The sequence below is a fragment of the Rummeliibacillus sp. GQ308 genome (assembly GCF_059759115.1).
Window position 1 is genome coordinate 1,084,729 of the sequence record NZ_JCAXDQ010000001.1, and the last position, 16,045, is coordinate 1,100,773.

Below are 16,045 nucleotides of genomic sequence, written 5' to 3' on the forward strand. Positions count from 1 at the left end.
AGCATTATTTATAGTCAGACTGAGAGAAAGTACTTAGAAACGAGAAATCGGATAGCCTACGGCTATCCGATTTTGATGATTAAATGGTATAGATTATCTAATGTGTTGGAGATGCCTTGTTTCGGATAGGATATGATTAAAAGAATTCATATAAGCCGTTCGCAAAGTAATCATATTCCTCTTGATTTATAATTTTATTGCCATATCCTTTAAAAAAAATCTCTCTATCACTATTTTCGAAAACATTAGGCTTAGGACGAATGGCAAGTGCTACATCATATCTTGGATCACCATAAGCCCCTCCCGACCAATCGATCATCCCCGATACTTTACCGTTATGCAACAATACATTATCTATTGTAAAATCGCCATGTATTAATGTTTGTTTGAAATTTTTAGGTTTTTGGGTTTGAATTTTATTTAATATTGCTTCTGACCCATCTACTTCATAGTGTGTGAAGTTGTATGTAGCTTTTAGTAGCATTTCATCAAGCCAAGGCGTTTTATATTTCAATTCAGCGGGACATGAAGTTGAATGTATGCGGGAAAGTGCCTTTCCAAAGACAAATATTATTTCCTCTCTAGTTTCCTTATTTTTCTCATTAGATAAGGCTTCTCTAACAGTTGCTCCTTCTAGGTATTCAATTAGAGCCCAAGTTTGATCTTTGTCACATTTAAATTCTTTTATTTGTGGAATCGGTAAATCTGTTTTACTAGATAAACAATGTAAAACGGAAATTTCTTTGTTCAACCAAGTATTATATAAATGTTCTTTTGTTCTTTTAAGTGCGAAAACAGCCTTTTCACATTCAATAATGGCAACATCTGATGTACAACCCTGTTTTGGGAAACGAATTGAATGGATGGTACCCATGTACTTTTTTATCTCATTAGGAATTTCACTTATATCAATTGGCTGCAAAATAATACACCTTCTTTACAAAGTATTCTAGTTTTCAATCAATTAATAGTGTTACTGTGAACTAAAAAGAACGGACAGCTAGATTCCATCCACCTTTTATATTAATCTAAATCACGTTCTGTCGAATACTCGTTGCCATCCAGATCACTAATGACACGTTTGCCGACTTTCTTTAATTTTAATTCTAATCCATTAGATCCGGTAATCGTATACGTGTTTCCAGCTGTTCTAATTTTTATATTGTTGTAATGATTTTCGCTACTTTTTTCATTGGTGTTTTTTTGAGGATTAGTAGAGGGTTTAATATTGTTCAAAGTTGGATTTGTAATAATCGTTAAGTTACCCTTATTAAAAATAAGTTGGTTGGCTTCTTCGGTTTGTCCGCTAAATACGGTGTTTTCCAAATCCCTTTTCTTTGCAATATATTTCCCCTTATCTGTGTTGCTTGCACAACCAGCTAAAACGAAAATTGACAATAAAGCAATCAAAAATCTTTTCATTATACACTCATCTCCTTTAATGTTTATACAAATTATAGGAAAATTAAAATAATTTTACAAGTTGTAATCTAAATAAAACTTTTTATATTAACGCGTCTGATTTTCATTAACAGTAAAAATAAACTAAACTATATGACAGGATTAAAAGATGTTAGTTAAGAAGCAGAATTTTCAAAAGGAAGAAGGTTTTCAGATTGGCTAGAGGTATTTATATTCATATTCCATTTTGCCATCAGATTTGCAACTATTGTGATTTCAACAAGGTATTTTTTAAAAACCAGCCAGTCGATGAATATATAGAAGCATTGGGTGAAGAAATGCGCATGTGGGCAAGCGACTATAAGGATCACAAAATTGAAACAGTTTTCTTAGGGGGAGGCACACCAACCGCACTTTCACCTGAGCAACTTCAACGTTTATTGTCATTAATTCGCATGTATATACCAATGGAACATGTCACAGAATTTACTTCAGAGGCTAACCCTGATGAATTGACGGAAGAAAAACTGCGCGTTTTATACAATGGGGGCGTTAATCGGCTTAGCATGGGTGTTCAAGCATTCCAAGAGGAGCTTTTGAGAAACTTAGGGCGTACTCATTCCAATGAACATGTATTTGAAACGATCAAGAATGCCAGGAAGATTGGTTTTGAAAATATCAGCATTGATTTAATGTATGGTTTGCCTGGACAAACGATGGAACAATGGAAAGAAACATTAGCATATGCTTTCTCTTTAAACCTCACTCATTTTTCAGCATATTCATTAATCGTAGAACCGAAAACAATATTTTATAATTTGATGGTCAAAAGAAAGCTTAGTCTTCCAGGTGAAGATTTAGAAGCAGAAATGTATGATGTGTTGATGGAGGAGATGGAAAAACACGGGTACCATCAATATGAAATTAGTAATTTTAGCAAACCTGGCTACTCTTCTATCCATAATCAAATATACTGGGACAACGATGAGTATGCTGGATTTGGGGCAGGAGCTCATGGGTATATGAATGGTGTGCGTTATTCTAATATTGGTCCCTTAAAGAAATATATGGAAGCTATTTCTCGAGGCGAAAAGCCTATTCAACAGACACATGTTGAAACAAAGCAAGAGAAAATAGAAGAAGAACTCTTTCTTGGACTTCGCAAAACAGCGGGTGTCAGCAAAAAGCATTTCTACGAAAAATATCAATGTACTATCGAAAGTGTTTATGAGGATCAGCTGAAAGATTTACTTGAAAAAGAGCTTATTGAAGATGATGGTGACTTTGTCAAACTCACTCGAAAAGGTCGTTTTGTAGGTAATGAAGTATTTCAGCAATTTTTATTGTAGGGTTAGGCATTTCCGTTGACATCATTCTTGAGAGGTGTTAAATTAATAATTGTATTAGCACTCCTTCTTATTGAGTGCTAACAATGTGAGGTGATGATCATGCTAACGAATCGACAGCTGCAAATTCTGCAAGTAATCATAGATGATTTCATTGCGACTGCACAGCCTGTAGGATCTCGCCAAATTGCGAAAAAAGAAGGTATAGGTTTTAGCGCCGCTACCATACGGAATGAAATGGCTGATTTAGAAGAGCTTGGTTACTTAGAGAAAACCCATACGTCTTCTGGTCGGGTTCCTTCCGAAAAGGGTTACAGATTTTATGTGGATCATATGCTAAAACCTCAAATTATTACAAATCAAGATATCATAACTATTCAATCCTTATTTCAAGATCGGATGATGGAAACCGAGCAAGTAATTCGTAAATCCGCTGATATTTTATCAGAATTGACCACCTACACGTCGATTATTTTGGGACCGGATGTTCAGCTTCATAAAGTAAGGCGATTTTCAATCGTACCGATTTCAGTGGGATCTGCCGTAGCCATTATCGTAACAGATCATGGTCATGTAGAAAATCGATTAATATCGATACCGGAAAACTATTCGCTATCGGATATTGAAAAAGTCGTTAATATACTAAACGAACGGCTTGTTGGAGTTCCACTGGAGCAGATTCACAAAAAGCTGGAAGAAGAGGCAACAGCTGTTATTGCGCAGCATATTGGCTCATATGATGGATTGCTTACGTCAATTTTCGACCTCAATAAGTACCACGGTGAAGGTAAAATATACTACGGTGGTAAAACGAATATGCTGAAGCAACCTGAATTCCATGACTTAAATAAAGTTCGAATGCTGATGGAGCTAATGGAAAAAACAAGTCAAATACAGACTATTTTCCCTCATCATCAATCAGGCATTCAAATCCGAATAGGCTCTGAAAACCATCATATAGCAATGGAGGATTGCAGCGTCATCACAGCAACCTATACTATAGGTGAAGAGCAAAAAGGATCAATCGCGATCATCGGTCCTACTCGCATGGATTATAGGCGAGTAGTTTCTATATTAGATTTAATGAGCAGTGGTCTTAGTCGATTTATCGAACGCCACTAGCATGGCCGGTAGAAGAGGAGGGTATTAATTGTCTAAATCAGAAGAAGAAAAAGAACAGTTCGCTGCAAATGAAGAGACAGCTAAAGAAAATGCAGCACCAAAAAATGATGAAAACGTAGAAGCTGTACCGGAAGAAAAAACGGAAGCAGCTAGAAACGATGAAACTGATGAAAAGGTAGAAGAACAAGTAGACGAGCTAGCGCTACTAGAAGAAAAGCTGGCTAAAGAAGAAGAGCGTTACCTTCGTTTGCGTGCAGACTTTGATAACCTAAAACGCCGCACGCAACTTGAACGCGTGGCACAAGAGAAGTATCGTGCTCAAAGTCTGCTGACAGACTTATTGCCAGCACTAGATAACTTCGAGCGCGCTATGCAAGCTGAAGCGACAACGGAAGAGGCAGTATCGATGAAACAAGGAATTGAAATGATTTATCGTTCTCTTGTTGAAGCGACTAAGAAAGAAGGTCTTGAGCCGATTGAATCGCTTGGCGCTGAATTTGATCCCAACATACACCATGCAGTGATGCAAGAACATGACGAGTCAAAAGACCCGGGTATTGTTTTGCAAGAGCTGCAAAAAGGGTATATGCTGAAAGACAGAGTGCTTCGACCAGCAATGGTAAAAGTAAACGAGTAGTCGGATTAAGTAATGAATCACTAGGAGGAATTTTTAATGAGCAAAATTATCGGTATTGACTTAGGAACAACAAACTCTTGCGTCGCTGTACTTGAAGGCGGCGAACCAGTTGTAATCGCTAATAAAGAAGGAGCGCGCACAACTCCATCTGTTGTAGCATTCAAAAACGGTGAACGCCAAGTAGGTGAAGTAGCAAAACGCCAATCTATTACTAACCCAAACACAATTAGTTCAATTAAACGCCATATGGGTACAGACTACAAAGTAACAATTGAAGATAAACAATATACACCGCAAGAAGTATCTGCCATGATTCTTACACACTTAAAAGAGTATGCAGAAGACTATCTAGGTGAAAAAGTATCAAAAGCGGTAATTACAGTACCTGCTTACTTCAACGATGCAGAACGCCAAGCTACTAAAGATGCTGGTAAGATTGCTGGTTTAGAAGTAGAACGTATTATCAATGAACCTACAGCAGCTGCACTTGCATATGGTTTAGAAAAAATGGACCAAGACCAAAAAGTTTTAGTATTTGACCTTGGTGGCGGTACGTTTGATGTTTCTATTCTTGAATTAGGCGATGGTGTATTTGAAGTACTAGCCACAGCTGGGGACAACCGTCTTGGCGGCGATGATTTTGACCAAAAAATCATTGATTATTTAGTAGCGGAATTCAAAAAAGAAAACGGCGTAGATCTATCTCAAGATAAAATGGCTATGCAACGCTTAAAAGATGCTGCAGAAAAAGCGAAAAAAGAACTTTCTGGTGTGACTTCAGCACAAATTTCATTACCGTTCATCACTGCAGGCGAAGCTGGCCCATTACACTTAGAAGTAACTCTTTCTCGTGCTAAATTCAATGAATTAACAGCTGATTTAGTTGAACGTACAATGGTACCAACACGCCAAGCATTGAAAGATGCTGGATTATCTGCATCACAAATTGATCAAGTAATTCTTGTGGGTGGTTCTACTCGTATTCCTGCTGTACAAGAAGCAGTAAAAAATGCAACAGGTAAAGAACCTCATAAAGGCGTTAACCCTGATGAAGTTGTAGCAATGGGTGCAGCTGTACAAGGCGGCGTATTAACTGGTGATGTGAAAGATGTTGTTCTTCTTGACGTAACACCTCTATCACTTGGTATTGAAACAATGGGCGGTGTATTCACTAAATTAATCGACCGTAATACAACAATCCCAACATCTAAATCACAAGTATTCTCTACAGCTGCAGATAACCAACCAGCAGTAGATATTCATGTACTTCAAGGTGAACGTTCAATGGCAGCAGACAACAAAACACTTGGCCGCTTCCAATTGACTGATATCCCGCCAGCACCACGCGGTATCCCTCAAATCGAAGTAACTTTCGATATTGATAAAAACGGTATCGTGAATGTTAAAGCGAAAGATCTAGGCACACAAAAAGAACAAAAAATCACAATTCAATCAGATTCTGGTCTATCAGAAGAAGATATCGAGCGCATGGTTAAAGAAGCTGAAGCAAATTCAGAAGCTGACAAAAAACGCAAAGAAGAAGCAGATCTTAAAAATGAAGCAGATCAACTAGTATTCCAAGTGGATAAAACAATTACTGACTTAGGCGATCAAATTACAGACGAAGAAAAAACTTCTGTAACAGAAGCAAAACAAGAATTGCAAAATGCGCTTGAAGCTGGTGAAACAGAAAACATCAAAAAAGCGAAAGAAAAACTTGAAGGCGTTCTTCAACCTCTTGTAATGAAAGTTTATCAACAAGCAGCTGAAGCGCAACAAGCACAAGCTGGCGCTGAAGGAGAAGGCAAAAAAGACGATGGTGTCGTTGATGCTGACTTCACTGAAGTAGAAGACGATAAAAAATAATTGTGCAAAATCTATATAAAATTAGAACTTAAGCAATGTACCTTTTATCAGAGTATTATAAAGGAAGACAATGCTCTCGGTTATAAGTACTGTAGTAATAGTTCGTTTATGTAGAATAAAAAGATAATCAAAAGCCAAAGACCGCTCTCGGGCTTTGGCTTTTTTAAATGAGTGCTGAAATACACCTTTTCAATAAAAGTGTGTTTTTGCCATTTTATAAATACATGATACAATAATATTTATGTTAAAAGAGCGGAGTGTGAAAGATGGAGAAACGCGATTATTATGACGTCTTAGGAATTAGCAAAACGGCTTCTCAAGACGAAATAAAAAAAGCATACCGTAAGTTATCAAAACAATATCATCCTGACATCAACAAAGAGGAAGGCGCAGATGAAAAGTTCAAAGAAATCGCTGAAGCATATGAAGTATTAAGCGATGAACAAAAAAGAGCGCGTTATGACCAATTTGGCCATCAAGATCCTAACCAAGGCTTTGGCGGATTTGGCGGCGGATTTTCAGGTGCTGAAGGTTTCGGTGGCTTTGAAGATATTTTCAGTACCTTCTTTGGCGGTGGCGGCCGTAGCAGAAGAGATCCGAATGCACCACAAAAAGGCGATGATCTGCAATATCGCATGACTATTAGCTTTGAGGAAGCAGTATTCGGGAAAGAAAAAGAAATTGAAATCCCTCGGGAAGAAACATGCGAAACATGCCATGGTAACGGTGCAAAACCGGGCACGTCCAAAGAAACATGCTCACACTGTAATGGTTCTGGGCAAATTTCAGAAACAGTCAATACACCGTTCGGTCAAATGACAAATCGCCGTACCTGTGGCTATTGCGAAGGAACTGGCCAAATCATTAAAGAAAAATGTCCAACATGCCATGGTGCAGGAACAGTTAAAAAACGTAGAAAAATCAAAGTCAATATTCCAGCAGGTGTAGACGATGGTCAACAATTACGCATAAGCGGCCAGGGAGAGGCCGGAAAAAATGGTGGCCCTTCAGGCGACTTATATATCGTTTTCCATGTACGTGCACACGAAAAATTTGAACGTGATGGCGACGATATTTATTTGAAATTGCCAATCACCTTCCCTCAAGCAGCCCTTGGCGACGAAATTGAAGTGCCAACAATCAACGGCAAAGTAAAAATGAAAATCCCTGCAGGTACTCAATCAGGCGACCACTTCCGCTTAAAAGGAAAAGGTGTTAAAAACGTGCATGGCTATGGCAATGGAGATCAACACGTCATCGTTCAAATCAAAACACCAAATAAACTAACTGAAAAGCAAAAGGAACTACTTCGAGAGTTCGCAAATATTTCTGGAGATATCCCAGAAGAACAAAGCAGTTCATTAATTGATAAATTGAAGAAAAAATTTAAAGGCGAATAATTAGAGGAGTGATTTGCAAGTGAAATGGTCGGAAATTTCGATTCACACTGCCAATGAAGCAGTAGAACCTATTTCAAATATATTATATGAAGCTGGGGCAAGCGGTATAGTTATTGAAGATTCTCAAGAGCTAGCAAAAACAAGAGAAAATGTATACGGAGAAATTTACGATTTAGACCCGTCAGACTTTCCGGTAGATGGAGTTGTCGTGAAAGCATATTTGCCTGTTACCAGTTTTTTAGCAGAAACAGTAGAAGAGATCAAGCTTGCAATCACAAATCTCCATCAATTTGATATAAATATTGGAGCTAATGAAGTTACCACAAGTGAAGTACAAGAAGAAGATTGGGCAACTGCATGGAAGCAATACTATCATCCTGTTAAAATATCAAATCGTTTCACCATCGTTCCATCATGGGAGGAATATAAGCCAGTTGAGAGTGATGAATTAATCATCGAGTTAGACCCTGGCATGGCATTTGGTACAGGAACACACCCGACAACAGTTCTTAGTTTGCAGGCGTTAGAAAAGTATATTAAGCCAAGTTCTACCGTGATTGATGTCGGCACAGGCTCAGGCGTATTGGCAATTGGCGCGGCGCTCTTAGGAGTGAAAAGCGTTCATGCCTTAGACTTGGATGAAGTAGCAGTTCGCTCTGCGAAAGAAAATGTTGTTTTGAACAAAGTTGAAAATAGTATTAATGTGGTACAAGGAAATCTTCTAGATACAGTAAAAGAACCAGCAGACTTAGTTGTTGCAAATATTTTGGCAGAAATCATCATGACATTTACGAATGATGCTTACTCTATTGTGAAACCAGGTGGATACTTTATCACTTCTGGAATCATAGAAGGGAAAAAAGAAGACGTAAAAAAATCACTGCTTGATGCTGGCTTTGACATCGAAGAAGTGATGATGATGGAAGACTGGGTTACAATTATTTGTCGTAAATCCTAATAGGGTGGAGTGGTATAATGCAAAGGTATTTTATAGAGCAACCCTTTAATGATGAAGTAGCCACGATTCGAGAGGACGATGCGCATCACATTATCAATGTGATGCGCATGCGTCTTGCTGATGAGCTAATCGCTGTACATAATGGAGAAGCATTCGTCTGCAAGATAACAAAGATAGATAATGGTTCGGTCGAAGTGCAAAAAACAGGCGAAGTGCGTCCGAACACAGAGTTACCAATCCATGTAACGGTTGCATGTGGATTGCCTAAGGGAGATAAGCTTGAACTTATCGTACAAAAATCAACAGAACTTGGTATGTACGATTTTATCCCATTTGAAGCAGAACGTTCCATTGTAAAATGGGATGCGAAAAAAGGGAAAAAGAAACAAGAACGACTTCAAAAAATTGCAAAAGAAGCAGCGGAGCAATCACATCGAACGCATATTCCAACAATTCATGAACAGTATAGCTTTAAACAGCTATTGCAAGTTGTAGGAGATTATGATGTTGTATTTCTTGCAGATGAAGAAGATGCTAAAGAAACTACGCGAACGCGATTTGCCGAAAGATTAAAAAAGGTGTATGATAATAAATCAATGCTTGTGATTTTCGGTCCTGAAGGTGGGATTGATAGATCTGAAGCCCAAGCACTACAACAATTAGGATGTCAGAGTATCTCGCTCGGACCTAGAATATTAAGAGCAGAGACAGCGCCACTATACGTTTTATCTGCTATATCATATGAATTTGAATGAAAGAGGTGAGCAGCCTTGTCATCAGTGGCTTTTCACACACTTGGTTGTAAAGTGAATCACTATGAAACAGAAGCTATTTGGCAACTGTTTAAAGATGAAGGCTATGAACGGAAAGATTTTGATCATCAATCGGATGTATATGTAATCAATACATGTACTGTAACGAATACAGGCGATAAAAAAAGTCGCCAAGTGATTCGCCGGGCGATTCGTCAAAACCCAGACGCAGTCATCTGTGTAACTGGTTGTTATGCTCAAACATCTCCTGCTGAAATTATGGCAATTCCAGGAGTAGATATTGTCGTGGGTACACAGGATCGTATGAATTTGCTTTCTTATATCGAACAATACAAAAAAGAGCGTCAACCTATCAATGCTGTAAAAAACATTATGAAAAACCGTGTTTATGAAGAGTTGGACGTGCCTTACTTTACAGATCGCACGCGAGCCTCTTTAAAAATTCAAGAAGGATGTAACAACTTCTGTACATTTTGTATTATACCTTGGGCGCGTGGGCTGATGCGTTCTCGTGATCCGCAAGAAGTTGTTCGTCAAGCGCAACAATTAGTGGATGCAGGCTATTTAGAAATTGTCTTAACAGGAATTCATACAGGCGGTTATGGCCAGGACCTTAAAGATTACAATTTAGCGCAGTTGCTTCGTGATCTTGAAGCGAATGTGAAAGGGTTAAAACGTTTGCGAATTAGCTCAATTGAAGCTAGCCAGTTGACTGACGAAGTAATCGAAGTGTTAAGAGATTCTAAAATTGTCGTCAACCATCTTCACATCCCAATCCAATCAGGATCAGATACTGTATTAAAACGCATGCGCCGCAAATATACAATGGAATTCTTCGGTGAGCGCCTTGATCGCTTGCGTGAAGTTTTACCTGACTTGGCTATTACATCAGATGTTATTGTTGGGTTCCCAGGCGAGACAGAAGATGAATTTATGGAAACATACAATTTCATTGCTAAACATCAATTTGCAGAATTGCATATCTTCCCTTACTCAAAACGGACAGGAACACCTGCTGCACGTATGGAAGATCAGATTGATGAAGAAATCAAAAATGAACGTGTTCACCGCTTACTGACATTAAATGATCAGTTGGCAAAAGAATACGCCTCTAGATTTGAAGACCAAGTCCTTGAAGTCATCCCGGAAGAAGTGGTTCAAGAAGGCAAAGATACCGGGCTTCTTACTGGCTATACAGCAAACTACATGAAAGTAGTTTTCGAAGGTAGTGAGGACATGATTGGCAAGTTAGTGAAAGTTAAAATTGAAAAAGCCTACTATCCGCATTCTTATGCACAATTTGTGCGTGTGATGGACACAGTAGAAGTATAAAGAATATAACAGAAAGCCTAGCGAGACGAATGCTAGGCTTTTTGTTATAGTTAGGAGTAACACAAGAATTGAGGCGATTGAATGAAAAAATTAGCACTATCCTTAATCATCTTGGCATTTATTATTTCTGGCATTACATTAATTGTAAATTATAAAACCAACGAAGGTTTAGTAAACACCCAACAAACTCACCAAAAAAACCAAAAAAATGTGGCTGAAGAAAACCCCAAAGATCACATGAAATCACCGGAAAAGAAAAAGAAAGAAGCTCCACATAAGAGAAAGAAAAAACGATTGGTCATTACGATTGACCCTGGACATCAATTGAAAGCGAATGTTGGACAAGAGCCAGAAGCTCCACATTCTTTACAAACCAAATATAAAGCAACAGTAGGATCTATAGGTATTACAACAAAAAGACCAGAGTACGCTGTTACATTAGAGGCTGCAAAAAAGTTATCTGCACAACTAAAGAAAAAGGGATTTAAAACGATTCTGACAAGACATACGAATGATGTGGATTTATCCAATGTAGAACGTACCAAACAAGCGAACAAGAATAAATCATTTTTGTATATTAGAATTCATGCTGATGGAGCTGAAAATCCAAATGCTTCTGGCTTTTCTGTGATTGCGCCCGTAAAGAATGAACATACAACTTCTTTCTATAAAGAAAGCAAGTGGGCAGCAGAGGATATTTTAAAACAAGTCTCTCACAGGACGGATATTTACCAAAATGGCATAAGCTATCGTGGTGATCAAGCCGGTTTTAATTGGTCAAAAGTACCAGTAGTTTTAGTTGAATTAGGTTTTTTAACCAACCCTAATGATGAAAAAAGACTGTTAGACAGGGATAAACTTGATAAGTTAACAGTCGATATTGCTAAAGGTGTTGAAATTTACTCGAAACGAAAAAAATAATTAACTATTACCGAACAAATTAATTTGAAATCTAATATTTAAGTGTTAAAATATATTAGTAGAAATAATTAAGTCTATATCACATTACCAACCCTATAATCGCACATACTACCTTTCATAAAGAGTAGTTAATTATGGATTATTAGCTTTGGAATGTCGATTGAAACAATTGATCAGCGAGGATAAAGGTCCCACTGATAAATAGGTTTCATTTTAATTTGGGAGGTTTTTTGAATGGGACGAGTAGAAGGTAAAGTAGCATTAGTGACAGGCGGTGCATCAGGTATTGGTTTATCATCAGCTCAATTGCTTGCAAAAGAAGGAGCAAAAGTAGTTATTGGTGATTTTAATATAGAAGGTGCCAAAAAAGAAGCTGAAGCATTGAAACAACAAGGTTTTGAAGCAACAGCAATCTTTTTAGATGCTGGAAACGAAGATTCAATTAAAGAAGCAGTAGAATTCACAGTCAACACATACGGTACCATCACTACTTTATTTAACAACGTAGGCCTAACTAATCTACGTAAAGATTTAGATGTTGTGAATATGGATTTAGATGAATGGGATCGTTTGATGAACGTTAACTTAAAATCTGTATTGCTTGGTTCTCGATTTGCTATTCCATATATGCAAAAAGCGGGCGGCGGTTCAATTATTAATACAACATCTATGGCTGCCTTTGCATCCGATGCGGTACGTTCAGCATATGGTGCATCAAAAGCAGCAGTAGCTCAATTAACAAAATACATTGCTACTCAATACGGCAAAGATAAAATCCGTTGTAATGCAGTGGCACCGGGATTAATTTTAACTCCTGCTGCTAAGAACAATATGCCACAAGGTATGTTAGATATTTTCTCTAAATATAATGCTTTACCTTATCATGGTGAACCAAATGATATTGGCTATACTGTTGTATTCCTTGCATCAGATGAGTCAAAATTCATGACAGGACAAGTATTGCAAGTTGAAGGCGGTCACTATATCGCAAACCCATCTATTGCAGATGTTCAAGCTTGGACAGAACAACAAAAATAATAATATTAAAATTCATATGCCCAGCATATGGATTTTTTTATTCTACTTTGGGTAAGTGGTTTTAGTTCTTCTTTTTTATGGATAAACTATATTAAGTCATGGTAGACTTTAGAGGTACGTACAACTTTATTTAAAGGAGAATTTCCAAATGGCTAAAAATTATGCATCATATATCGACCACACATTATTAAAACCCGAAGCAACAGAGGAACAAATCAAAAAGATCTGTGCAGAAGCAAGAGAATATAACTTTGCATCTGTTTGCATCAATCCTTCTTGGGTTAGTATAGCAGCCGAAGAATTAAAGGGTGCTGACTCTAAGGTGTGTACAGTAATTGGATTTCCTTTAGGGGCTTCAACATCAGCAACGAAAGCATTTGAAACAAAAGATGCCATCGCTAATGGCGCTGACGAAATTGATATGGTCATTAATATAGGCGCTTTAAAGAGCGAACAATATGATGTAGTGGAAAAAGATATAAAAGCTGTTGTTGATGCAGCAGACGGTGTGTTAGTGAAAGTTATTATTGAAACTTGCCTACTATCTACAGAAGAAAAAATCAAAGCATGTGAACTTTCAATTGCAGCTGGCGCTGACTTCGTAAAAACTTCTACTGGTTTTTCAACAGGAGGTGCGACGGTTGAAGATGTTGCATTAATGCGTAAAACAGTTGGAGAGCATACAGGTGTAAAAGCATCTGGCGGCGTGCGAAGCCTAGAAGATTTAGAAGCAATGATAGAAGCAGGAGCTACAAGAATAGGTGCAAGCTCTGGCGTACAAATCATGAAGGGCAACCGTGCAAAAACTGACTATTAATTGAAGCAATAGTATTGACCAAAACCTATTAATAAGTTATACTTTTTTAGTACACAATGATATGACGTATGATTTTATTATTGTGTTTTGACGTGTGTTCGGAGGGAGGGAAAGAGAGATGTCAAAAACTGTCGTTAGAAAAAACGAATCGCTTGAAGATGCTCTTCGCCGCTTCAAACGTACTGTTTCTAAAAGTGGTACAATTCAAGAGGTAAGAAAACGCGAATTCTATGAAAAACCTAGCGTAAAACGCAAAAAGAAATCAGAAGCTGCACGTAAACGTAAGTGGTAATTTAAATTCCTAGACAATCCCTACGTTCTAAACACGCACTATCATGATTTATAAACTCGCAAATGAACTAAGCTGAGAAGTCTTACTAGATTTCTCAGCTTATTTTTTTGAAAGAAAGCAATAAAATTACTCCAAGGAACTAGATATTACTTTGGCTAGATGTGATATTTTCAGTTTTAATCTACAAACTCTTAAAGTATAAGACAAATAAGACATATTATAAATATTTCTTAAATCGCAGTGTAATATAATACACAAGCTTAAATTATGCTACATATCGACCAATTTTAAATGAAAATAAAATGAAACTTCTAGCACTTTCAAACGTAAGTTAGAGTATAAGCTTGTGCGAAGAGGAGGGATCACATACATAACTAATGAAAAAGATCATCATTATATTAATTTGTACGCTATCAGCCGCATTTATTGCGGAACCTAGCTTTGCAGCCCAAGTCTCTGCCGCTTCTTTACCTGGCTGGCAACTTTTTATGACCCATCCCATAACGGTAACAGTGTTACTGTCGCTCGCCAGTTTCGGCCTTGTATTGCAGCTATTTTCACCGCATTTTGGTTTTGGAGGAATACTTAGCATCGTTGCATTGTTGATATTTTACGTCGTTCATTTTATTGCAGGCTTTGCATCTTGGCTAGGTATTATAATGCTTCTAATTGGTGTTGGGCTTGTTTTATTGGAATTTTTACTGCCAGGCGGCATAGTCGGCATTATTGGTTTTGCGGCAATCATTGTCAGCTTGATAAGTTCAGGCGCACATACAACGCATATGGCTTATGCAGTCTTGATTGCTCTTATTATAGCAGTCGTAGGAATGGTGATTATGATGAAATTTTTCGGCAAAAAACTAAATTTGTTGAACAAAATGGTGTTAAAAGATTCAACCGATACAGAACATGGCTATGTATCAAATCTTAATCGCACTGATTTACTTGGAAAAGTGGCCGTTACCGCTACTCCACTTCGTCCCTCTGGCACTGCCATGTTGGGGGATGAAAGAATCGACGTGGTTACGGAAGGCGGCTATATTGAAGCGCATAGAAATGTAATCATTATTAAAGTAGAAGGCGTCCGTATTGTTGTACGGGAGTCTGAAAACGTATAGGAGGATTAGAATGGCCATTACAGGTAGTTTTATCTTTACAATTATCGGCATTGTTATTGTCTTTTTGGCTTTAATTATTTTATTTACTTTTGTACCAGTTGCTCTATGGATTTCGGCCCTTGCAGCTGGCGTTAAGGTAAGCATTTTCACATTAATTGGTATGAGGCTGCGCCGGGTTATTCCTTCTCGTATTGTCAACCCGCTCATTAAAGCCCACAAAGCAGGACTTCCTGTTACAATTAATCAATTGGAAAGCCATTATTTAGCAGGTGGTAATGTAGACCGTGTTGTAAATGCATTAATCGCAGCGCATCGTGCGAATATCTCGCTTACTTTTGAACGTTGTGCAGCAATTGATCTAGCGGGCCGTGATGTTTTAGAAGCTGTTCAAATGTCTGTAAATCCAAAAGTTATTGAAACGCCATTTATTGCAGGGGTTGCAATGAATGGGATTGAAGTAAAGGCAAAAGCTCGTATTACAGTACGAGCAAATATTGAACGTCTAGTCGGTGGTGCGGGTGAAGAAACAATTGTAGCTCGTGTTGGCGAAGGGATTGTAAGTACTATCGGTAGTTCAACAAGTCATACAGAAGTTTTAGAAAACCCTGACTCCATTTCTCAAACGGTATTATCAAAAGGCTTAGATTCAGGTACTGCGTTTGAAATCTTATCTATTGATATCGCGGACGTAGATGTAGGCAAAAATATTGGGGCAGAGCTTCAAATCGAGCAAGCCCAAGCGGATAAGAATATTGCACAAGCGAAAGCGGAAGAACGTCGTGCTATGGCTGTTGCATCCGAACAAGAAATGATTGCGAAAGTACAAGAAATGAAAGCTAAAGTAGTAGAAGCAGAAGCAGAAGTGCCGATGGCAATGGCAGAGGCGCTTAGAACTGGTAACATCGGTATTATGGACTACATGAATTATAAAAACATCCAAGCTGATACAGGGATGCGTGATTCAATTGGCAAAATGAATCAACAACATGACGGTGGTTCATCTACTGAAAGCTAAGCCTTTGAA

Annotated in this window: 16 protein-coding genes; 14 read left to right on the forward strand and 2 right to left on the reverse strand. The window is 37.9% G+C overall.

Annotated elements, in window-relative coordinates:
- Positions 1 to 136: 136 nt before the first annotated feature.
- Positions 137 to 922, reverse strand: a complete 786-nt coding sequence (locus AC6CHJ_RS05205; RefSeq protein WP_498287517.1) for a phosphotransferase — start codon at positions 920 to 922, stop codon at positions 137 to 139.
- 101 nt (positions 923 to 1,023) lie between these two features.
- Positions 1,024 to 1,422: a lipoprotein gene (locus AC6CHJ_RS05210; protein ID WP_498287518.1), complete on the reverse strand. Its 399-nt coding sequence runs from the start codon at positions 1,420 to 1,422 to the stop codon at positions 1,024 to 1,026.
- 194 nt (positions 1,423 to 1,616) lie between these two features.
- Between AC6CHJ_RS05210 and hemW the strand changes: the two genes are divergently transcribed.
- The 14 genes from hemW (at position 1,617) to floA (ending at position 16,036) form a co-directional block, all read left to right on the forward strand.
- Positions 1,617 to 2,750 carry a radical SAM family heme chaperone HemW gene (gene hemW / locus AC6CHJ_RS05215; RefSeq protein WP_392994415.1) on the forward strand — a complete coding sequence of 378 codons (1,134 nt, stop codon included), beginning with the start codon at positions 1,617 to 1,619 and terminating at the stop codon, positions 2,748 to 2,750.
- Between the two features lie 99 nt (positions 2,751 to 2,849).
- Positions 2,850 to 3,869 (forward strand): heat-inducible transcriptional repressor HrcA, encoded by a 1,020-nt coding sequence (hrcA, locus tag AC6CHJ_RS05220; protein ID WP_147193844.1) that lies wholly within the window; start codon positions 2,850 to 2,852, stop codon positions 3,867 to 3,869.
- 28 nt (positions 3,870 to 3,897) lie between these two features.
- Positions 3,898 to 4,506, forward strand: a complete 609-nt coding sequence (gene grpE / locus AC6CHJ_RS05225; RefSeq protein WP_498287519.1) for a nucleotide exchange factor GrpE — start codon at positions 3,898 to 3,900, stop codon at positions 4,504 to 4,506.
- Between the two features lie 36 nt (positions 4,507 to 4,542).
- Positions 4,543 to 6,372: a molecular chaperone DnaK gene (gene dnaK, locus AC6CHJ_RS05230; RefSeq protein ID WP_249775780.1), complete on the forward strand. Its 1,830-nt coding sequence runs from the start codon at positions 4,543 to 4,545 to the stop codon at positions 6,370 to 6,372.
- 266 nt (positions 6,373 to 6,638) lie between these two features.
- Entirely contained in the window at positions 6,639 to 7,772 is a 1,134-nt protein-coding gene (dnaJ, locus tag AC6CHJ_RS05235) for a molecular chaperone DnaJ (protein ID WP_147193839.1), read from the forward strand.
- Between the two features lie 19 nt (positions 7,773 to 7,791).
- Entirely contained in the window at positions 7,792 to 8,730 is a 939-nt protein-coding gene (prmA, locus tag AC6CHJ_RS05240) for a 50S ribosomal protein L11 methyltransferase (RefSeq protein WP_147193838.1), read from the forward strand.
- A gap of 17 nt (positions 8,731 to 8,747) precedes the next feature.
- Positions 8,748 to 9,485, forward strand: a complete 738-nt coding sequence (locus AC6CHJ_RS05245) for a 16S rRNA (uracil(1498)-N(3))-methyltransferase (RefSeq protein WP_498287521.1) — start codon at positions 8,748 to 8,750, stop codon at positions 9,483 to 9,485.
- Positions 9,486 to 9,500: 15 nt separating this feature from the next.
- On the forward strand, positions 9,501 to 10,835 hold the full coding sequence (gene mtaB, locus AC6CHJ_RS05250) for a tRNA (N(6)-L-threonylcarbamoyladenosine(37)-C(2))-methylthiotransferase MtaB (RefSeq protein ID WP_147193835.1): 1,335 nt from the start codon (positions 9,501 to 9,503) through the stop codon (positions 10,833 to 10,835).
- A gap of 81 nt (positions 10,836 to 10,916) precedes the next feature.
- Complete coding sequence (locus tag AC6CHJ_RS05255) at positions 10,917 to 11,756, forward strand: N-acetylmuramoyl-L-alanine amidase family protein (RefSeq protein ID WP_498287523.1); 840 nt, start codon at positions 10,917 to 10,919, stop codon at positions 11,754 to 11,756.
- 234 nt (positions 11,757 to 11,990) lie between these two features.
- A complete protein-coding gene (locus AC6CHJ_RS05260) occupies positions 11,991 to 12,794 on the forward strand; it encodes an SDR family NAD(P)-dependent oxidoreductase (protein WP_147193831.1) in 804 nt (267 codons plus the stop codon).
- Between the two features lie 148 nt (positions 12,795 to 12,942).
- On the forward strand, positions 12,943 to 13,611 hold the full coding sequence (gene deoC, locus AC6CHJ_RS05265; protein ID WP_498287525.1) for a deoxyribose-phosphate aldolase: 669 nt from the start codon (positions 12,943 to 12,945) through the stop codon (positions 13,609 to 13,611).
- 118 nt (positions 13,612 to 13,729) lie between these two features.
- Complete coding sequence (gene rpsU / locus AC6CHJ_RS05270; protein ID WP_004227078.1) at positions 13,730 to 13,903, forward strand: 30S ribosomal protein S21; 174 nt, start codon at positions 13,730 to 13,732, stop codon at positions 13,901 to 13,903.
- A 377-nt stretch (positions 13,904 to 14,280) separates the two neighbouring features.
- Positions 14,281 to 15,021 (forward strand): NfeD family protein, encoded by a 741-nt coding sequence (locus AC6CHJ_RS05275; RefSeq protein WP_498287529.1) that lies wholly within the window; start codon positions 14,281 to 14,283, stop codon positions 15,019 to 15,021.
- Positions 15,022 to 15,031: 10 nt separating this feature from the next.
- Positions 15,032 to 16,036 carry a flotillin-like protein FloA gene (floA, locus tag AC6CHJ_RS05280; RefSeq protein WP_498287531.1) on the forward strand — a complete coding sequence of 335 codons (1,005 nt, stop codon included), beginning with the start codon at positions 15,032 to 15,034 and terminating at the stop codon, positions 16,034 to 16,036.
- Positions 16,037 to 16,045: the final 9 nt, after the last annotated feature.